The 19,845-nt window shown below is 64.7% G+C and carries 18 protein-coding genes; 11 read left to right on the forward strand and 7 right to left on the reverse strand.

All coding sequences use genetic code 11. The features are described from left to right. Positions 1 to 98: 98 nt before the first annotated feature. A complete protein-coding gene (gene acnA / locus DL899_RS02050; protein ID WP_111732114.1) occupies positions 99 to 2,846 on the forward strand; it encodes an aconitate hydratase AcnA in 2,748 nt (915 codons plus the stop codon). 271 nt (positions 2,847 to 3,117) lie between these two features. Here acnA and DL899_RS02055 read toward each other — a convergent pair whose 3' ends face one another. Further along, positions 3,118 to 4,671 carry an RNA-directed DNA polymerase gene (locus DL899_RS02055; protein WP_162685461.1) on the reverse strand — a complete coding sequence of 518 codons (1,554 nt, stop codon included), beginning with the start codon at positions 4,669 to 4,671 and terminating at the stop codon, positions 3,118 to 3,120. Between the two features lie 758 nt (positions 4,672 to 5,429). Here DL899_RS02055 and DL899_RS02060 point away from each other — a divergent pair. Both DL899_RS02060 and recR read left to right on the forward strand, forming a co-directional pair. Further along, on the forward strand, positions 5,430 to 5,774 hold the full coding sequence (locus DL899_RS02060; RefSeq protein WP_111732116.1) for a YbaB/EbfC family nucleoid-associated protein: 345 nt from the start codon (positions 5,430 to 5,432) through the stop codon (positions 5,772 to 5,774). 13 nt (positions 5,775 to 5,787) lie between these two features. Beyond that, positions 5,788 to 6,381, forward strand: coding sequence for a recombination mediator RecR (gene recR / locus DL899_RS02065; protein WP_111732117.1), 594 nt, complete (start codon positions 5,788 to 5,790; stop codon positions 6,379 to 6,381). An 18-nt stretch (positions 6,382 to 6,399) separates the two neighbouring features. On the opposite strand, the gene DL899_RS02070 is transcribed toward recR, so the two are convergent. Further along, positions 6,400 to 7,161 (reverse strand): DUF1013 domain-containing protein, encoded by a 762-nt coding sequence (locus tag DL899_RS02070; protein ID WP_111732118.1) that lies wholly within the window; start codon positions 7,159 to 7,161, stop codon positions 6,400 to 6,402. Between the two features lie 135 nt (positions 7,162 to 7,296). Here DL899_RS02070 and DL899_RS02075 point away from each other — a divergent pair, with 135 nt between their 5' ends. Beyond that, positions 7,297 to 7,929 carry a ribonuclease T2 family protein gene (locus tag DL899_RS02075; RefSeq protein WP_111732119.1) on the forward strand — a complete coding sequence of 211 codons (633 nt, stop codon included), beginning with the start codon at positions 7,297 to 7,299 and terminating at the stop codon, positions 7,927 to 7,929. A gap of 61 nt (positions 7,930 to 7,990) precedes the next feature. Here DL899_RS02075 and DL899_RS02080 read toward each other — a convergent pair whose 3' ends face one another. Genes DL899_RS02080 through DL899_RS02095 form a run of 4 tightly spaced genes read right to left on the reverse strand, consistent with a single transcriptional unit; the run spans position 7,991 to position 11,354 of the window. Then, positions 7,991 to 8,542 (reverse strand): hypothetical protein, encoded by a 552-nt coding sequence (locus DL899_RS02080; RefSeq protein ID WP_111732120.1) that lies wholly within the window; start codon positions 8,540 to 8,542, stop codon positions 7,991 to 7,993. After that, on the reverse strand, positions 8,539 to 9,663 hold the full coding sequence (locus tag DL899_RS02085) for an exo-alpha-sialidase (RefSeq protein WP_111732121.1): 1,125 nt from the start codon (positions 9,661 to 9,663) through the stop codon (positions 8,539 to 8,541). Before DL899_RS02085 ends, DL899_RS02080 begins: the two co-directional genes overlap by 4 nt. A 4-nt stretch (positions 9,664 to 9,667) precedes the next feature. Further along, a complete protein-coding gene (locus tag DL899_RS02090) occupies positions 9,668 to 10,651 on the reverse strand; it encodes an NAD(P)H-quinone oxidoreductase (RefSeq protein WP_111732122.1) in 984 nt (327 codons plus the stop codon). Beyond that, entirely contained in the window at positions 10,644 to 11,354 is a 711-nt protein-coding gene (locus tag DL899_RS02095) for a COQ9 family protein (RefSeq protein WP_111732123.1), read from the reverse strand. Before DL899_RS02095 ends, DL899_RS02090 begins: the two co-directional genes overlap by 8 nt. Before the next feature lie 113 nt (positions 11,355 to 11,467). Here DL899_RS02095 and rpsU point away from each other — a divergent pair, with 113 nt between their 5' ends. The 3 genes from rpsU (at position 11,468) to DL899_RS02110 (ending at position 13,176) form a co-directional block, all read left to right on the forward strand. Continuing rightward, complete coding sequence (gene rpsU / locus DL899_RS02100) at positions 11,468 to 11,674, forward strand: 30S ribosomal protein S21 (RefSeq protein WP_111732124.1); 207 nt, start codon at positions 11,468 to 11,470, stop codon at positions 11,672 to 11,674. A 104-nt stretch (positions 11,675 to 11,778) separates the two neighbouring features. Beyond that, positions 11,779 to 12,441 carry a hypothetical protein gene (locus DL899_RS02105; RefSeq protein ID WP_111732125.1) on the forward strand — a complete coding sequence of 221 codons (663 nt, stop codon included), beginning with the start codon at positions 11,779 to 11,781 and terminating at the stop codon, positions 12,439 to 12,441. A gap of 81 nt (positions 12,442 to 12,522) precedes the next feature. Then, entirely contained in the window at positions 12,523 to 13,176 is a 654-nt protein-coding gene (locus DL899_RS02110; protein ID WP_162685462.1) for a hypothetical protein, read from the forward strand. A 16-nt stretch (positions 13,177 to 13,192) separates the two neighbouring features. Here DL899_RS02110 and DL899_RS02115 read toward each other — a convergent pair whose 3' ends face one another. Beyond that, on the reverse strand, positions 13,193 to 14,227 hold the full coding sequence (locus DL899_RS02115) for a succinylglutamate desuccinylase/aspartoacylase family protein (RefSeq protein ID WP_111732127.1): 1,035 nt from the start codon (positions 14,225 to 14,227) through the stop codon (positions 13,193 to 13,195). A gap of 145 nt (positions 14,228 to 14,372) precedes the next feature. Between DL899_RS02115 and pheT the strand changes: the two genes are divergently transcribed. From pheT to DL899_RS02135, 4 genes are all read left to right on the forward strand, one after another. Next, complete coding sequence (gene pheT, locus DL899_RS02120; protein ID WP_111732128.1) at positions 14,373 to 16,769, forward strand: phenylalanine--tRNA ligase subunit beta; 2,397 nt, start codon at positions 14,373 to 14,375, stop codon at positions 16,767 to 16,769. 190 nt (positions 16,770 to 16,959) lie between these two features. Further along, on the forward strand, positions 16,960 to 17,613 hold the full coding sequence (locus tag DL899_RS02125) for a phosphoribosyltransferase (protein WP_239494571.1): 654 nt from the start codon (positions 16,960 to 16,962) through the stop codon (positions 17,611 to 17,613). 39 nt (positions 17,614 to 17,652) lie between these two features. Beyond that, the gene (locus DL899_RS02130) at positions 17,653 to 18,102 is read left to right on the forward strand and encodes a YtoQ family protein (RefSeq protein WP_111732129.1); all 450 of its coding nucleotides are present in this window, start codon (positions 17,653 to 17,655) and stop codon (positions 18,100 to 18,102) included. A gap of 48 nt (positions 18,103 to 18,150) precedes the next feature. Continuing rightward, complete coding sequence (locus tag DL899_RS02135; RefSeq protein ID WP_111732130.1) at positions 18,151 to 19,770, forward strand: GMC family oxidoreductase; 1,620 nt, start codon at positions 18,151 to 18,153, stop codon at positions 19,768 to 19,770. The last annotated feature ends 75 nt before the right edge of the window (positions 19,771 to 19,845 follow it).

The raw sequence follows: 19,845 nt of genomic DNA on the forward strand, positions 1-19,845 counted from the left end.
GATAGTATACAAAACCGGACCGCCCCCTTGAATGCCATTCCCAAATGGGTCAGAAGCGAGCCGGAATTGCCAGCCCCGATCGCGAAAGGACAGCCCGCATGCCCATTACCGTTGGTCACGATACCGCCCGCACCCGCAAGACGCTGACCGTTGGCGCGCAAAGCGTCGCCTATTATTCCATCGCCGCCGCCGAGGCCGCCGGGCTGGGCAATTTCGCCCGCCTGCCCGCCGCGCTGAAGGCCGTGCTCGAAAACATGCTGCGTTTCGAGGACGGCAAGACGGTGACCACCGACGACATCAAGGCGTTCTCGGACTGGGCGGCCAATGGCGGCCGTGCCAACCGCGAACTGGCCTATCGTCCGGCGCGCGTGCTGATGCAGGATTTCACCGGCGTTCCGGCGGTGGTCGACCTTGCCGCCATGCGCGACGGGATCAAGGCGCTGGGCGGTGACGCGCAGCAGATCAACCCGCTCAATCCGGTCGACCTGGTGATCGACCACTCGGTCATGATCGACGAGTTCGGCAACCCGCGCGCGTTCCAGATGAACGTGGACCGCGAATACGAACGCAACATGGAACGCTACCAGTTCCTGAAATGGGGGCAGGGCGCGTTCAACAATTTCCGCGTGGTGCCGCCGGGCACCGGCATCTGCCACCAGGTGAACCTGGAATACCTTGCCCAGACGGTCTGGACCGACGAGGACCAGAACGGCGAAACCGTGGCCTATCCTGACACGCTGGTGGGCACCGACAGCCACACCACCATGGTCAACGGCGCCGCCGTGCTGGGCTGGGGCGTGGGCGGGATCGAGGCCGAGGCCGCGATGCTGGGTCAGCCCATTTCCATGCTGATCCCCGAGGTGGTCGGTTTCGAACTCACCGGCGCGATGGTCGAAGGCACGACCGGCACCGACCTGGTGCTGAAGGTGGTCGAGATGCTGCGCAAGAAGGGTGTCGTCGGCAAGTTCGTCGAATTCTACGGCGCGGGGCTGGACCACCTGCCGCTGGCCGACCGTGCCACCATCGCCAACATGGCTCCCGAATATGGCGCCACCTGCGGGTTCTTCCCGGTTGACGGCGAGACCCTGCGCTATCTGGAACAGACCGGGCGTGACAAGGACCGCATCGCCCTGGTCGAGGCCTATGCCAAGGAAAACGGGCTGTGGCGCGGGCCGGATTACGCGCCGGTCTATTCCGACACGCTGACGCTGGACATGGGCACCATCGTTCCGGCAATCTCGGGCCCCAAGCGGCCGCAGGATTACGTCACGCTCGACCACGCGGCCGATTCCTTTTTCAAGGTGGTGGCGGAATACAGGGGCGAGGACGAAAGCAGCAGCGCCCGCGACATGGCGGCCGAAGGGCCTGCCCCCGATACCATCGTCGATCCGCGCAAGACCGGCACGGTCGACGGCGAGGATTACAAGCTGCGCGACGGGTCGGTCGTGATCGCCTCGATCACGTCGTGCACCAACACCTCGAACCCCTATGTGATGATCGGTGCCGGGCTGGTGGCGAAAAAGGCGCACGAGCTGGGGCTGAACCGCAAGCCCTGGGTCAAGACCTCGCTCGCGCCCGGTTCGCAGGTTGTCACCGAGTACCTCAACGCCAGCGGGTTGCAGGAACACCTGGATGCCATCGGGTTCAACCTGGTGGGCTATGGCTGCACCACCTGCATCGGCAACTCGGGCCCGCTGCAGCCCGAGATCAGCAAATCCATCGCCGACAACGATCTGGTGGCGGTCTCTGTCCTGTCGGGCAACCGCAACTTCGAGGGGCGGATCAGCCCGGACGTGCGCGCCAACTACCTGGCCTCGCCGCCGCTGGTGGTGGCCTATGCGCTGGCCGGTGACATGAATATCGACATCGCCAACGACCCCATCGGCCAGACGCCGGACGGCAAGGATGTCTACCTCAAGGACATCTGGCCGACGCAAAAGGAAATCGCCGAAATTGTCGAGCGCACCGTCACGCGCGAGGCGTTCCAGTCGAAATATGCCGACGTCTTCAAGGGCGACGAGAAATGGCAGGCGGTCGAGACCTCGGGCGGCGAAACCTATGACTGGCCGCCGCAATCGACCTATGTCCGCAACCCGCCCTATTTCCAGGGCATGTCGGCGGAGCCGGGCCGGATTGCAGATATCAACGACGCCCGTCCGCTGGCGATCCTGGGCGACATGGTGACGACCGACCACATCTCGCCCGCCGGGTCGTTCAAGCCCGACACGCCGGCCGGGAAATACCTGGTCGAACGTCAGGTGACGCCGCGCGACTTCAACTCGTACGGGTCGCGGCGGGGCAACCACGAGGTGATGATGCGCGGCACCTTCGCCAATATCCGCATCAAGAACGAGATGCTGGATGGTGTCGAGGGCGGTTATACCAAGGGCCCCGACGGCGAACAGACCTCGATCTTTGATGCCGCGATGGCGTACCAGGCGCAGGGCGCGCCGCTGGTGGTGTTCGGGGGCGAACAGTACGGCGCAGGGTCGTCGCGCGACTGGGCGGCCAAGGGCACGGCGCTGTTGGGCGTCAAGGCGGTGATCGCGGAAAGCTTTGAGCGTATCCACCGGTCGAACCTGGTGGGCATGGGCGTCATCCCGTTCGAGTTCACCGGCGGTGACACCCGCAAGACGCTGGGCCTGACCGGCGACGAGCGCGTGACCATCAAGGGCCTGGCCGAGGTCACCCCGCAGCAGGAGGTGCCCTGCACCATCACCCGCGCGGACGGGACGAGCCAGGAAATCACCCTCAAGTGCCGGATCGATACCGCGATCGAAAAGGAATACGTCGAACATGGCGGCGTGCTGCACTACGTGCTGCGCAACCTCGCCAAGAGCGCATAAGGAGGAGCGCAACACCGGGGCATCAGCCCCCCGGTGCTGCGTGCGGAGGAGACGGGCGGGGTTTTACTCCGCCCGTTTTTGTTTGGGGGGGGGGGGGTCTAGCCCGGGGCGGTTTTTTTACTTGGTGGGTAGGTGTGGGGAGCGAACATGGGCGGGAAGCGGAAGTTCGCTGCGGATGAAAAATGTCCATGATCCAACTGCCAGAGTGGACATTGGCCATTTCAAACAAGTTAATGCGCATTGTTTAACTTACTTCAACAATTCGCTCATTTTAACCGATTGGTTGGGCTTCTTGGACTGTGCCGCACCAATCAACAAATTCCTTTCCCAAGGGAAACTGGACCCGGCTCTTGATACTCCGTAGCCAGTGTGCGTACTCGTCTTTAGGTAAGCAACTAGCCCCAAAAATGAAGCTTGGCTGTGCCCAAGACTGGATTTCGTGAAAACGGGATTTCCGAGCCCTAAAGAAATTCAAATCTCTTGCTCGCCAGCGGATCAGGTGTAACTGTCTGATATCTAGGGTGCCAGATAGAGTATCTAGTTTTCGTATTTGTTCGGCGCTAAAAGAAATGTGTTTGCGCACTCCTAGCTCCAAGAACCAAGCTCTAGCGCAATCCAATGGCTGAATTCGAGGGGACAACAGTAGATTCGTAATTTCTGCGCCCATATTCTCGAATCCGTCAACATCTGATTCAATGAATTCCTCAATTAGTAGGCAGACGTCTTTTGCAAACGGAATAAACTCAGAAAGGTTACTGCGAATGTAGTGTGCAACATCTTCATTCTTAACCAGACGCATTGCATGCAAGACGATCCTGATCTGACCCATATCCCAATACGGTTCATTCAAAAGGTCTTCGAGTTCTTTCCGAAGGTCTTTCAGCATAAGCGCTTCTAAGGATTCTTGATCGATTTCGTCTTGACCGTAAGCTGCCCAAAACAGTTTTTCGGTCGCAAATTCTTCTTTGGCATTGTCGTCACCAGCATCAGGCGCACCTATCGATTCTTTGAACTCATCCCACGCGAGAATCCTAGTCTTCTGGATGTTGAGGCTGAGGCCCTCGTTTTCTGTAAGCTGTTTTGCAAGATATCCTAAGGCAGCGTATGGATCTTGCCCCTTCTTAACGAAGATGACGATGTCATCTACGTAACGCGTGTGCTCATACCCCTCAGAGATTAAACCCATGTCGGTGTCGTTCAGGGCGGCTTCAGCAAGGAGCCTCGAAGCGTTGCTTCCAACAGGTAGGCCAAAAGACTGGCGACTCCGCCAGTCAGATATGAAACCCTCGATCTTTTTTACAATTTGGGACTCGCCGGAGAGGCTATCAAGGATATTTTCAAGTCGATGGCGATAGATTCTGGAGTAATAGTCGGAAATATCAGTTCGGATGACATGGCTGTAGTTGTCTGAGAATATCTTGCCCTCGATTACGCTGAGCCAATCTCGATATGTTCGTCCATCATGAAAGATCGATGGAGACAGCCCAGGTGTTTTTCGGTATGAAAAGGCCCTGTTATATTCTTTTGCGTCGCGACCTTCTTCAACGGAATTAAAAATTCGCAGAACAAGTGCGGTATATATCGCCGTATCAATCGGGAAAGGTTGATGTGCAGCTCTGAATCCGAATTTAGATTTAGGGACGAGAGACTCTACCAGACTCATGGGCTGGTATTGGTTTAGGTCTAGCGCGCTGAGTTTACTCGCAACTTCATCTTTCCGATCTTGTAGGAATTTTAGCTCAAATGGATAAGGGAAGATGTCGGTATCGCCATAGGTGGTGATATGTTCCACGGCACATGCGAAGTATTCGGCATCAAGCTTCATCAGCATCACTCCTTCGATATAAAAAGTTGAGTCGATTTTGCATTTTAAAACGATTGACCAACTTATCGATACAACCTTGTAAGCTGAAAACGGGCGGCCTCGGAACCATGATTGTGCGTTTGCATCGTGTGTTGTAAAGGGATGGCCGCAGTTCAGGTGCCGCGAGATCGACCAATGTCCGCTAAGGACACTCCGGTATGCCGTGATCGATACCCTTCGAACGGAAGCTCCGGGCCGATCATGACGCTCAATGGATTTTCGGCCAATCGATTTCGTAAAGACCGCTTCCCACGCAAAGCCACAGCACCCAACCCCAGCGCGGATCAAAGGCCGCAGGCCGCCGCGCATCGCCGGGCCGCCCCCCGGCACGGCGATTTGGGGCCATGGGCGCTCCGCTCCGGTCTTTCACGTTCCTGGCTGCCATAAAGCTCTGCCGCCTTGCCGCCTGATCGCCGCACCGCGGCCCGGCGATGCACGGCTTGTGCGCTGCTTTCCCGCCCGCCCCGGTCTTTCACGTTCCTGGCTGCCATAAAGCTCTGCCGCCCCGCCATCTGCTCGCCGCACCGCGGCCTGGCGATGCGCGGCTTGCGCGCCGCTCTTACCCGTTCGCCCTGATCTTTCACTTGTCTGGCTGCCGTAAGGCTCTGCCGCTCCGCCGTCGCGCGCCGGCCCGCTGCCCCTTCCCGCCCTTGTCCCCGTGCCCGGCGGCCCGTATCTAGGGCGCAACCGCAAACGCAACCCGAACCCCGGAGAAAACCATGTTCAAGGGACTGGGCCAGATGGGCGACATGGCCAAGATGATGAAGGCCGCCCAGGAAATGCAGAAAAAGATGGCCGACCTGCAGGAAGAGATGCACCGCATCACCGTCGAGGGCGAATCCGGCGCCGGCCTTGTCCGCGCCACCTGCACGGTGAAGGGAGAGCTCAAGGCGCTCGACATCGACCCGTCGATATTCAACGCCGATGACAAGGAGGTGGTCGAGGACCTGATCCTTGCCGCGATCAAGGACGCCCAGGCCAAAGGCGGCGACCGCGCGAAAGAGGAAATGGGCAAGATCACCGAGGGCATGGGCCTGCCCAAGGACATGGACCTGCCGTTCTGAGCCGGCCCCACGCATGAGCCCCACCCGCGACATCGAGGCGCTGATAGAGCTGATGGCCCGCCTGCCGGGTTTGGGCCCCCGCTCTGCCCGGCGCGCGGTGTTGCAACTGGTGCGCAAGCGCGACCTACTGATGGCGCCGCTGGCCGCGCAATTGCTCAAGGTCGCGGAAACGGCGCGGGAATGCGCCCTGTGCGGCAATGTCGGCACCACCGAGATCTGCCATATCTGCGCCGACGAGCGGCGCGCCAACGGCGAAATCTGCGTGGTCGAGGATGTGGCCGACCTGTGGGCGATGGAACGCGCCGGCGTCTTCAAGGGCCGCTATCACGTTCTGGGCGGCACGCTCAGCGCGCTCGACCAGATCGGGCCGGAACAGCTGCGCATCCCGGCGCTGGTCGCCCGCGTGGCGGACGAGGGCGTGACAGAGGTGATCCTGGCGCTGAACGCCACCATCGACGGCCAGACCACCGCCCACTACATCGCCGATCAGCTGGAGGGGCGCGTGCGCCTGACCTCGCTGGCGCAGGGCGTGCCGGTGGGGGGCGAGCTGGACTATCTTGACGATGGCACCATCAGCGCCGCGCTCAGCGCCCGCAAGGACATCTGAGCAGCGGCGCGGCGGGCCTCAGCGGCCGGTGTCTTCGTCGTCCTCGTCGTCCTCGTCCGCATCGGGCAGGTTGAACAGGCTTTCGGCGTCGAACTCGCGCTCTTCTTCCTTTTCCTCGTCACTGCTGCCCGACAGGCTGAAGGTTTCCAGCCCCTCGATCGCGGTGGGGATCTTCGGCTCGGTCGACATGCCGAGGCTCTGCTCGGTCGACAAGAGCTTGCGGCGCTCGTCGTCGTCCATGGTCACGCCCTCGCTGGCCCGCTTGGCGGCGGCCTTTTGCACGGCGGCGTCCAGTTCGGACTGCTTGCACAGGCCCAGCGCCACCGGGTCGATGGGCTGCATGTTCGAGATGTTCCAATGCGTGCGTTCGCGGATCGACTGGATCGTGGGCTTGGTGGTGCCCACAAGGCGCGCGATCTGTGCGTCGGCCAGTTCCGGGTGGAACTTGACCAGCCACAGGATGGCGTTGGGCCGGTCCTGGCGCTTGGACAGCGGCGTATAGCGTGGCCCGCGGCGCTTTTCCTCGCCCTCGGCGGCGGGGTTGTGCTTGAGCCGCAGCTCGTGGGTGGGGTCTTTTTCGCCCCTGTCGATCTCTTCCTGCGTCAGCTGGTTGTTGGCGATCGGGTCGAACCCCTTGACGCCCGCAGCCACGTCGCCATCGGCGATGCCCTGGATTTCCAGCTCGTGCATGCCGACGAAATCGGCGATCTGCCGAAAGCTGAGCGTGGTATTGTCGATCAGCCAGACGGCCGTCGCCTTTGTCATGAGCGGTTTTGCCATCCTTAACCCTTCCTTGACGCAAATCTTCCCCGTCGCCTGAAATGGCTGCCCCGCCTGGGGGCAAGTTTCCGTTGTCGGGGAACCTGGCGCGTATATAGTCGCCTGCGGAATAAAAGGAAAGGGCTGAAAACCGGCATGAAACGCCTGGCCGCCGTGATAATTTTCTGGGCCTGCGCCGCTTTCGCTGATGGCGAGCGCGCGGGCGAATTCGACTATTACGTGCTTTCGCTCAGCTGGTCGCCCACTTGGTGCGCGATCGAGGGCGAGGCGCGCGATGCCGAACAGTGCCGTCGCGGCGCCGGGTCGGGCTGGATGCTGCACGGGCTCTGGCCGCAATACGAACGCGGCTGGCCGTCGCATTGCCACTCGGCCCGGATGCCGCCTTCGCGCGCCACGACGGCGGCGATGGCCGATATCATGGGCTCGTCCGGCCTGGCCTGGTACCAGTGGAAGAAACACGGTTCCTGCTCGGGGTTGTCGGGGGCGGATTACTACGCCCTTGCGCGCCACGCCTATGAAAGCGTCAACCGCCCCGACGTCTTTCGCAAGCTGCAAGATCCGGTGCGCCTGCCGGCCAGGGTGGTCGAAGAGGCATTTCTGAAGGCCAACCCGGGCTGGACGGCGGACATGCTGACCATCACCTGCCGCGACGGCCGCATCCAGGAGGCGCGGCTTTGCCTGACAAGGGGGCTGGAGCCGGTGCCCTGCGGGCGTGACATAGCGCGCGATTGCCGGCTGTCGGATGCGCTCTTCGCGCCGATCAGGTAGGCGCACCTGCTTCTTTCTGGTCTCAAATACCCAAATCCGCCCCGTCCGTCCCGCGCCGGTGTCAGAAAAGCCGCGCCACCAGCACCACCACCGTAAGCGGCCACATGACGACATGCAGCACATGGTCGAACCAGTTGCTGCTGCCCCAGCCTATGACCCAGGCGGCTTGTCCCAACACCGCGATGAGCGGGATGAACCAGTTGCCGGTCACGAACCCGTAGGCGCAAAGCACCAGCACCATCACCGCCACCGGCAGCGGGGCATAGCCCAGCCGATAGGCATCGACCGGGATCACCCCGAAGGCTGCGGCGAGGAACCCGGTGTACAGCACCAGGAACGCCACCAGCTCCCATGTTGCAAAGCCCGGCATTGGCACGCCCAGCCTGACCGCGACATGGCGCAGCGCCAGCGCCGGCAGCATCACGCCAAAGGGCGCCAGCAGCGCGATCGCGCCGCCCACCGCCACGCTGTCACGAAAGGCCAGCACCACGCCCGCGCCCGCCAGTGCGCCCAGCCCCGCGGACAGGCCGGGCGGAGCGATCCATCCGGCCAGCGCAAAGGCCACCCAGCCCGACAGCACAGCCAGCGCGGCCGAGGCGCCGAGCCCGCTCATTGCGCCGCCACCCAGGCAGGGTTGAACACATGCGCGACGACGCCGCGCTTGGTGCCCTTGGAATAGGTCAGCACGATCTCGTCGCCGGGCAGGCGGCGCAGCATAGGATAGCGCAGCGCACCGTCGCCCTCGAACTGGCGCAGCCGCCGCCATTCGGCGCCCTCATTGGTGCCCAATATCAGCCGCAGCCGCTGCGGGCGGTCGGCGTCGTCGTTGATCGCCATCAGGATGCGCCCCTCGCCCAGGTTCAGCGCCGCAACCGGAGAGCTGGGGTTCTCGATCCCCACCGGGGCTGCAGGGGACCAGCTCTGCCCGCCATCCTGGGTGCGGCTGACCAGCAACTGGTGGCTGGGGTCGAAGTCGCGCAGAAAGGCCAGCGCGCGGGTTTCGTCCAGCGGCACGATCATCGGTTGGATCGGCTTGCCCGCCCCCGGTGCCGCGCCGATGCGGCGAGTGTCGCGCACCCGCCCATGCCGGTCGAGCCGCACCAGCAGGCCATATGTCGCGCCCATCTCGAAATAGGCGGGCAGGGCGTGGGTGCCATCGTCATAGGCCACCATCGGCGATTTCACGAGGTTCGAGCGGTTCAGCAGCGGCGAGAGGTTCAGCTTGTGCGCTTGCTCGGGCCCGCCGTCCGCCATCCGCACATCGACGACCGAGGCCATTGCCCACCCGCCGACCGAGGCCACCGTGGCATAGAGCGCGCCCGGCACGGCCTCGTTCTCGATGGTGTTGCCCAGCGTCACCACGATCTGGCTGGGCGTCATCGCCGCTCCCAGATCGCCCCGGGTCAGCAGCGGGGCAGAGGGCCCTGCCTGCCATCCATCCGGGCCACGGGAAAAGCTGGCGGCGTGTATGTCCACATCCGCCTGCGCCTCGGCCGAGCCTTCGAACCACAGCAGGTCGAACCCCTCTGGCGTCAGGCGGATCGCGGGCGAATGAGCCTGCCCGGTTTCGGGGGTGTAATCGAAGACGGTCTGAAACATCGGCTGGCCGGTAACCGCCACCGGCGCGGGCAGGGCAAAACGCCACTGCGGCGGCTCGTCGGCCCTGGCCGCCCACAGGCTCAGGCACAGGCTGATCGCCGCCAGCACCAGTATCGCCGCCTGCGCGGTGCCCATGTGCTCAGCCCACCTTCAGCACGATCTTGCCGATATGGCCGCTCGATTCCATGCGCGCATGGGCGTCGGCCGCGTCGGCCAGCGCGAATTCCGAATCGATCACCGGCGCGACGCGGCCGGCCTCGATCAGGGGCCAGACATTGGCGCGCAGGGCCTCGGCGATGCCGGCCTTGGCCTGGTCGCTTTGCGGGCGCAGGGTGCTGCCGGTGATGGTCAGCCGCCGCATCATTACCTGGGCAAAGTTGAGCGTCACCTTGGGCCCCTGCAAGAAGGCGATCTGCACAAGTCGGCCATCATCGGCCAGGGCTTTGACGTTGCGCGGCAGGTAGTCGCCGCCGACCATGTCGAGGATCAGGTCAGCACCACCCTCGGCGCGCAGCACCTCGACGAAATCCTCTTCGCGATAGTTGATCGCCCGCTCGGCGCCCAGCTCAACGCATTTGGCGCATTTGTCGGGCGAACCGGCGGTGGCAAAGACCCGCGCGCCGAATGCCCGCGCAAGCTGAATCGCGGTGGTGCCGATGCCGGACGAGCCGCCATGCACCAGGAACCGTTCGCCCCCGCGCAAGGCCCCACGCTGAAAGACGTTGTGCCAGACGGTGAAAAAGGTCTCTGGCAGGCACGCGGCCTCTCGCAGGCCCAGCCCGGCGGGCACCGGCAGGCAATGCGCCGCCGGGGTGGCGACGTATTGGGCATAGCCGCCGCCTGGCAGGAGCGCGCAGACCTCGTCGCCCACCTGCCAGCCCGTCACGCCGGGACCTGTGGCCGCGATCCGGCCCGCGGCCTCAAGCCCCGGCAGGTCGCTGGCGCCGGGGGGCGGGGCGTACATCCCGGCCCGTTGTAGCGCGTCGGGCCGGTTCACGCCCGCGAACGCCACCTCGATCACCACCTCGCCGTGGCCCGGCGCCGGCACCGGGCGCGTGGCCGGTTTCAAAACCTCCGGCCCGCCGGGTTCGGTGATCTCGATCGCGGTCATCATGTCAGTCATGCGTGTTTTCCTCGTGTTCCTGCATTGACCAGCTGCCGGGCATGCCGGCGCCGGGCGGCCCATTGGGCGGCTTGATTGATCCCAGAAAAGCCAGCGGCCCGCGCATCAGCCCGGCCACCAGCGGATTGGCGCGCGCCTGCGACTTGACCTTTTCGAACTGCATCACGTCAGCGATCCGGCGGTCGAGAAAGGTCCATGTGCGGGCGTGGTCCTCGCTGTCGTCGCCCAGCCAGAAAAGCACGGTCGAGCCATAGACCGCCGACAGCGTGGCGCGCTTGGTGTACCAGTTCACGTCATCGGCGCTGTCGCCCAGCGCCGTCCAGATCCGGTCGGCGGTGCGCCAGATCGCCTGCGCCCCGTCCAGCGCGTGCTGGGGCAGGGCGAACAGGGTCATCCCCCGGCGCACCAGTTCCTTGTCCTCGGCGGCCTCGATTCGCAGCCGCACCGCCAGCGTGACTTTGTCGCGAAAGCGCATGTCGCTCAGGTCCGCGGCTTCCAGCCGGCGCAGCATCTCGGCGTCGCCCTGTTCGTGGAACGCCAGCGCCAGGTCAACCGCGCCTCGCGGGCAGACCGCGCGCGCCAGCGCCGGGCTGATGCCGGTGTCCTCGACCGCGGCGTCAAAGGTGGTCTCGCTCCAGCCGTCGAACGGGACATGCAGGCAGGCCGCCTGCAGGAGTTTCGATTTCACGTCGCTGTCAGTCATCTGCGCCCTTTCTTGCCTGGCGCGGCCACCCTAGACAAACTGAAACCGCTTTGCTATATCGCGACTTCCTGCATTTTCATGCAACTCAAACCTAGAAAGGTGGTGAAAACCACATGCAGGTCAGTGTTCGCGATAACAATGTCGATCAGGCGCTTCGTGCCCTGAAGAAAAAGCTGCAGCGCGAAGGCGTGTTCCGCGAAATGAAGCTCAAGCAACATTTCGAGAAACCGTCCGAGAAACGCGCGCGCGAAAAGGCCGAGGCCATCCGCCGCGCCCGCAAGTTGGCGCGCAAGAAGGCCCAGCGCGAAGGTCTGCTCTGAGCCGAGCCGACCGATGATCGGCAAGCGATCCACGACGACCCCCGGCGAGTGTGTCCGGGGGTTTGTCATTTCCCCCCTCAAGCGCCCTGTTGGTTTTCCGAGACATGAAAACAGACATCATCCTTGACCGGCTTGCGCTGGTCCTGATCGCAATCACGCTGGTGGCCGCTTTCGTGATCGCGCAGGTCTCTCCCGAGTATTTCCAGGACGAATTCGCGAACGAGGACCGGCTGGTCGAAAACGGCACGGCGATATTCCTGTTCGTCGCGGCACTGGTGCTGTTCTGGCGGGCGGCGCGGTTTGCCGGGAACGGTGCACGCACCGCCGCCGGCCTGACCGTGCTTTATGCCCTGTTGTTCGTCTTTGCCGCCGGCGAGGAAATATCCTGGGGGCAGCGGATATTCGGCTGGGGCACGCCGGAATTCTTTGCCGAGAACAACTATCAGAACGAAACCAGCCTGCATAACCTGACGGTGGGCGGCTATCGGCTGGGTCGGACGCTGTTCGGCAGTGTCCTGACGGCGGTGCTGTTGCTTTACCTTGTCGTGTTGCCGCTGCTTTACCGGCGGGTCGGGGTCATCACGCGGCTGGCCGACCGGCTGGCGGTGCCCGTTCCACGGATGCATCACGGGGTCATCGCGGTGTTGGCCAGCCTGGTCGTCGCAGCCATCGACGCCAGACGCAATTGGGAAGTCTACGAACTGGTGTTCGCGCTGCTGGCGGTTTCGATCTTTCTGCGCCCGCAGACCCGGGACAGGAACGACTAGGCCGACACGAACGACCAAGTGCTTGCGCAGGTCGGGCGTCCGCAATAGCTAGTCACGGAAACGAAAAGCAGGACAAGGCCCATGACCCACAGGATTGACTGGTTGCTGGTTGCCGCCCTTGGGGTGCTCGTGCTTTCGGTCGGGATCCATTTCTGGGATCCGATCTTTTTCGTGATACCCTATGCGTCCGAGGACGGGGTGATAGAATACGCCACCACCGCGTTTCTTGTCCTGAGCGCCATCATCCTGCTGGTCAACGCCAAGGCCCTGTGGCGGCGGGGCGTTGCCTTTGGCGCGGCGCTGACAATGCTATATGCGCTGTTGTTTTTTTTCGGCGCCGGGGAAGAGGTTTCATGGGGCCAGCGCATCTTTGGCTGGGAATCGGGCGACTATTTCCAGGAAAACAATTTTCAGGGTGAAACCAACCTGCACAACCTGGTTGTCGGCAGCTCGCACCTGGCCAAGACGCTGTTCGGCAATGTGTTGACGGCGGCGATCCTGCTTTACCTCGTGGTGCTGCCGCCGCTTTATCCGCGGATGGCATGGCTGCAGCGGCTGATGGATCGGCTGGTGGTGCCGGTGCCGTGGCTGCGTCACGGGATCGTTGCGGTCGTGGCCAGTCTGGTCATCGCCTTGATGGACCAGGAACGCAAATGGGAAGTCTATGAGCTGATCTTCAGCCTGCTGACGGCCTCGATCTTCCTGAACCCGCAGAACCGCGACAAGACGCGCTGACCACTCAGACGGCAGGTCAGATGATCTCATCCTCGTCGTAAAGCGGTGCTGCCTCGAGGTGGGCGGTCACGCCTTCGGCGGCGTGGTCGGCGCGCGGGGTTTCGGCGATGTGAAACAGTGCCTCGCCCTCGTAAACGGCGGGCATGTTCGACCGGCCGATGACGATACCGCCGGTTTCGGCGGTGATTTCGGCTTCGACCTCTCCGAACGGGTCGGAAACGGCCCCCAGCACGGTGCCAGGCGTCACCGCCGCGCCTATGGGGATGTAGCCGCGAAATATCCCGCCGGCGGGCGCGCGGTACCAGCGTGAGCTGCCGCTCAGAACCGAGGCATGGCGCAGTTTCGGCACGCCGCGCGTGCCGATCATGCCCAGGTGGTGCATCACCCGCAGAATGCCGCTGACACCGGCCCGCACAGCGAGTTCGTCAAAGCGTAGCCCCTCGCCCCCCTCGTAAAGCAGGACATCGACGCCCGCCTCTTCGGCCGCCATGCGCAGTGAACCTTCGCGCAGCTTCGAGGGGATGATCACCGGTGCGCCGAACGCGCGGGCCAGCTCGGCCAGGCGGTCGTTGTCGGGCGTCAGCCGGATCTGCGGCAGGTTCTGGCGGTGGATGGCCGCCGAATGCAGGTCGATACCGACATCAGAGCGCGCAACGATCTCGGTCATGAAGATATGCGCCAGCCGCGACGCCATCGAGCCCTCGCTCAGCCCCGGAAAACAGCGGTTCAGGTCGCGCCGGTCAGGCAGGTAGCGCGAATGGTTGTGAAAGCCGAAGCTGTTGACGATGGGGATCGCCATCAGCGTGCCGGCCAGCGAGTCGAGCGCACGGGCGCGCAACAGGCGGCGCACGATCTCGACGCCGATCACCTCGTCGCCGTGAATCGCGGCGGAAACGAACAGCACCGGGCCGGGCTTGTTGCCGTGGATCACATGCACCGACAGATCGACCGGGGTGTGATCCGAGAGCGTGCTGACGGGAACGCCGACCGTGCGCCGTGTGCCGGTCTCGATCACGTGGCCGTTGAGTGTGAAGGCGTCGCGCCTGCGCATGGTGGCATCCTTGCCGGTTCCGATAGGGGCTTAGGCAAAAACCCTGCACCTGTCCATTGCCCGACCGGGCGCGGCCCCTTCCAACGGGCGGACATATCCGTTAAACGCCGCGCGAGACCCGAAATTACCGGCGGACGGCAGGCCCATGAAATTCACCCTATCCTGGCTGAAAGATCACCTTGAAACCGAGGCCACGGTTGACGAGATCGCCGAGGCGCTGACCGATCTGGGGCTCGAGGTCGAAAGCATCTCGAACCCCGCGGCACGGCTGGCGGGCTTTGCCATCGGCAAGGTCGTGAAGGCCGAGCAGCACCCCGACGCAGACCGCCTGCGCGTCTGCCAGGTGGAGACCGCTGAGGGCGAGAAACAGATCGTGTGCGGCGCGCCCAACGCGCGCGAGGGCATCACCGTGGTTGTGGCTGGTCCCGGCTCCTACGTGCCGGGCATCGACACCACCATCGGGGTGGGTAAGATCCGCGGCGTGGAAAGCCACGGCATGATGTGCTCGGAACGCGAGATGGAGCTGTCGGAAGAACATGACGGCATCATCGAGTTGCCTTCGGGCGAGATCGGGCAGAGCTTTGCCGACTGGCTGGCCGAAAACGATGCGGCCAAGGTTGACCCGGTCATTGACATCGCCATCACCCCCAACCGCCCCGATGCGTTGGGCGTGCGCGGCATCGCCCGCGACCTGGCCGCGCGTGGGCTGGGGACGCTGAAACCGGTCGAACAGGCCCATGTCGAGGGGCAGTTTCCCTGCCCCATCGGCGTCAGCATCGACGAGGACACCCGCGACGGCTGTTACGTCTTTGCCGGCCGGCTGATCCGTGGCGTTCGCAACGGCCCCAGCCCGCAGTGGCTGCAGGACCGGCTGCGCGCCATCGGGCTGCGCCCGATCTCGGCGCTGGTGGATGTGACCAACTTCTTTACCTATGACCGCAACCGCCCGCTGCACGTCTTCGACGCCGCCAAGGTGGCGGGCAACCTGCGCATCCACCGCACGCAGGGCGGCGAGACGCTGGTCGCGCTGGATGAAAAGGAATACGTCTTTGCCCCCGGCCAGGTGGTGATCTCGGATGAGAGCGGCATAGAAAGCATCGGCGGCATCATGGGCGGCCAGGCGACCGGCTGTACCGAAGAAACCACCGATGTATTTCTGGAATCGGCGCTGTGGAACCATGTCCAGATTGCGGAAACGGGCCGCGCGCTGAAAATCAACTCTGACGCGCGCTATCGTTTCGAACGCGGGGTCGACCCGGAATTCAATTTCGATGGGCTGGACCTGGCCACCGATATGATCATGCAACTGTGCGGCGGCGAGCCGTCGAGCGTGGTTTCCGACGGCGAGGTGCCCGATACATCGCGCGCCTACCGGCTGGACCCGGCGCGGGTACAGTCGCTGGTGGGCATGGATATTCCCGAGTCCGAGCAGCGCCAGACGCTGACGCGGCTGGGTTTCCGGCTGGAGGGCAACATGGCCCATGTGCCCAGCTGGCGCCCCGACGTCATGGGCGAGGCCGATCTTGTCGAGGAGGTGGCGCGCATCGCCTCGCTGACCCGCCTGCAGGGCCAGCCGATGCCGCGCGTGCAGGCCGGTGTGCCCAAGCCGATCCTCAGCCCGATGCAGCGGCGCGAACAGGCGGCGCGGCGGACCTGTGCGGCGCTGGGCTACAACGAATGCGTGACCTACAGCTTTATCGACCATGCCGGTGCGACGCTTTTCGGCGGTGGCGACGATGCCACCATGCTGGCCAACCCGATCAGTTCCGAGATGAGCCATCTGCGTCCCGACCTGTTGCCGGGGCTGTTGCAGGCCGCGGCGCGCAACCAGGCGCGCGGGATCATGGACCTGGCGCTGTTCGAGGTCGGCCACGCCTTTGACGGCGGCGAGCCGGGCGAGCAGCACCTGCAGGTGGCGGGGCTGTTGGTCGGGCGCAGCGCGGCGCGCGACGTGCACGGGTCGGCGCGTGCGGTCGATCTGTTCGACGCCAAGGCCGACGTCGAGGCGGTGCTGTCCGCGCTTGGCGCGCCGGCCAAGGTGCAGATCTTGCGCGATGGCGCGCCCTGGTGGCATCCGGGCCGGCATGGGCGCATCTGCTTGGGGCCGAAAAAGATGCTGGCGGTCTTTGGTGAATTGCACCCCAAGGTGCTGCGCGAGATGGATGTGAAGGGCCCCGCGGTCGCCTTTACCATCTGGCCGCAGGAAATCCCGCTGCCGCGCAAGTCGGGCGCCAACCGCGGCGCGCTGAATGTCAGCGACCTGCAGGCGGTCGAGCGCGATTTCGCCTTTGTCGTGGACAAGGACGTGGCGTCGCTGGACCTTGTGAATGCCGCTGCCGGGGCCGACAAGGCGCTGATCGAGGACGTGCGCGTCTTTGACGAGTTCATCGGCGGCAGCCTGGGCGAGGGCCGCAAGAGCCTGGCCATCACCGTGCGCCTGCAGCCGACAGAAAAGACCCTGACCGAGGCCGAGATCGAGGCGGTTTCGGCCCGCATCGTCGAAAAGATCGGCAAGGCCACGGGCGGGGTTCTGAGAACCTAGAAGCTGGGTGTCGAAGGTCTGCCTATTGCAGCGAGTGCATAGGGCGGCGGCCGCCCGTGGTGGGCGCGAAAGCGCCCGCCTGGGGGGCGGGCGGGCGCTGCCCTGCGGTGCCCGCCGGGCGAGGCGTGAACCATAGTCTGGCTTTCTGCCCCCTTTGCATCCGGCCTGTTCCGGGGCAAGCTGTCGCCGGATGACCGAGGATGCCATGTATCGGGACCGCTCTGACGCCGGAGAGACGCTTGCACGCGTGCTGCGCGAGATCGAGTTTGACCGCCCGGTGGTGCTGGCATTGCCGCGCGGGGGCGTACCGGTCGCCCTGCCGGTGGCGCGGGCGCTGGGGGCACCGCTCGACCTGGTGCTGGTGCGCAAGATCGGCGTGCCGGGGCAGGAGGAACTGGCCGCAGGCGCCATCGTCGATGGTCCGCCGGAGTATCTGTGGCTCAACGAACCTCTGATGCGCGGCCTGGGGCTCTCCCGTGCCGACCTTGAGCCGACGATCACCGCCCGGCGGGCAGATTTGGCCGAGCGTCGCCGCGACTGGCTGCAAGGCCGCGCGCCAGTCGACCTGGCGGGGCGCGACGCCATCGTCGTCGATGACGGCATCGCCACCGGCGCCACCATGCGCACCGCCCTGACCGCGCTGCGCGAACGCGGCCCGGCGCGGGTGATCCTGGCGGTGCCGGTTGCCGCCGCTGGCACGCTGGAAGAATTGCGCCCGCTGGCCGACCGGATCGTGTGCCCGCTGGTGCCGGCGCATTTCCATGCGGTGGGGCTGCATTATCGCAACTTCGGGCAGGTGTCTGGTGACGCGGTGCGCCGCGCGATGGAAGATAGTGCCGGTTGAGGCCGCACCACGACTTTGATGACAAGAGAAAGGAACGACATGACGCTGAAGGTTTACCTGTCGGGTGAGATCCACACCGACTGGCGACAAGAGATCATGACCGGGGCCAAGGGGCTGGACGAGACATTTTCGGCGCCGGTGACCGATCACGCGGCCTCGGATGATTGTGGGGTTGCGATACTGGGGGCCGAGGCCGACAAGTTCTGGCACGACCGCAAGGGCGCGATGGTGAACGCGATCCGCACCCGCAAGGGGATTGCCGATGCCGATGTCGTGGTGGTTCGATTTGGCGAGAAATACCGCCAGTGGAACGCGGCCTTTGACGCGGGCTATGCCGCCGCGCTGGGCAAGTCGGTGATTGTCCTGCATCCCGAGGAACACGACCACGCGCTGAAAGAGGTCGACGCCGCCGCGCTGGCGGTGGCGCGAGAGCCGCAACAGGTGGTCGAAATCCTGCGCTATGTCCTGACCGGCGCGCTGCCGGGATGACGCAACGTTGGGCTTTCAGCACGGTCCGGCGGGGGTAATGTCAGGCCGATGCGGTATGACTACATCATTGTCGGCGGCGGGGCGGCGGGGTCTGTTCTGGCTGCACGGCTGAGCGAAGACCCCGCAACCACCGTCTGCCTGGTCGAGGCCGGGGGCGGCGGGCGCGGGTTGCTGGTGCGCGCGCCGGCGCTGGTGGCGCCGATGCTGCCGGGGCGGCCCAGGATCAACAACTGGGCCTTTCAGACCGTGCCACAGCCCGGTCTGGGCGGGCGTCGGGGCTATCAGCCGCGTGGCAGGGCCCTGGGCGGATCGACCGCGATCAACGCCATGCTCTATGTGCGCGGCCACCCGCGCGACTATGACGAATGGGCCGAGCTGGGCTGCGACGGCTGGGACTGGCAAAGCGTCCTGCCCTGGTTTCGCCAGGCCGAGCGCAACATGCGCGGAGGCGATGACCTGCACGGGGACGACGGCCCGCTGCAGGTGGCCGACCAGAGCGCCCCGCGCGCCATCTCGCGCGCCTTCGTCGAAGCGGCGCAGACCTGCCAGATCGCGCCCAACGACGATTTCAACGGCCCTGTGCAAGAGGGCGCCGGCCTCTACCAGGTGATGCAGTATTTCGACGGCCCGCAGCGGGGTGAGCGATGCTCGGCCGCGGCGGCCTATCTCTTTCCGGTGCGGGGCCGCCCCAATCTGACGATGCTGACGCGGGCGCAGGCGCGACGGGTGCTGTTCACGGACGGCCGCGCAACCGGGCTGGAGCTGCGCCATCGCGGCCGCGTCCGGCGCATCAAAGCCACGCGCGAGGTGATCGTTGCCGCCGGTGCGTTCGGCTCGCCCCATCTGCTGATGCTGTCGGGCGTGGGGCCGGGGGACGAGCTGTCGCGCCACGGCATCCCCGTCATTCGCGACCTGCCCGGCGTCGGCGCGAACCTGCACGATCACCTGGATTACACAATTTCGCATCGCTCGCTCAGGCGCGATGTCATCGGGCTCAACCCGCGCGGGATGAGGCGGTTGGGCAAGGCGGGCCTCAGGTGGCGGCGCAACGGCAAGGGGCTGTTCGCCACCCCTTATGCCGAGGCCGGCGCCTTCGTGCGCTCACGGCCCGGGGTCGACCGGCCCGACCTGCAGATGCATTTCGTCATCGGCATCGTCGATGATCACATGCGGCGGCTGCACCTGCATGACGGTTATTCCTGCCATGTCTGCCTGCTGCGGCCCCACAGCCGGGGGCGGGTGACGCTGGCCGATGCCCACACCGGGACGCCGCCGCTGATCGATCCGGGGTTTCTGTCCGATCCTCGCGACATGGACGCGCTCAAACATGCAGCGCGGATCATGGAGCGGGTGCTGGAGGCACCCCCTCTGGCGCCATGGCGTGGTGCGCGGCTATATCCGCATGACGGCAGCGATGCGGCGCTGGAGGCCCATATCCGCGCCCGCGCCGATACCATCTATCATCCCGCCGGGACCTGCCGGATGGGTGGCGAAGGTGACGAGATGGCGGTGGTCGATCCGCGGGCGCGGGTGCGCGGGGTTGAGGGGCTGCGGGTGATTGATGCGTCGATCATGCCGCGCCTGATCGGCGGCAACACCACCGCGCCGGTCATCATGATGGCCGAAAAGCTAGCCGCCGGGATCACCGGGCGGGTAGAAGGAGCCTAGGGCAGGGAGCGTTCAATCTGACCTGTCAAGCGCCCCGGCCCCCCGAGCCGGGGCCTGTGCGCAGGCCGGGCGAGG

This window comes from Roseovarius amoyensis, assembly GCF_003260265.1.
GTDB lineage: Bacteria > Pseudomonadota > Alphaproteobacteria > Rhodobacterales > Rhodobacteraceae > Roseovarius > Roseovarius amoyensis.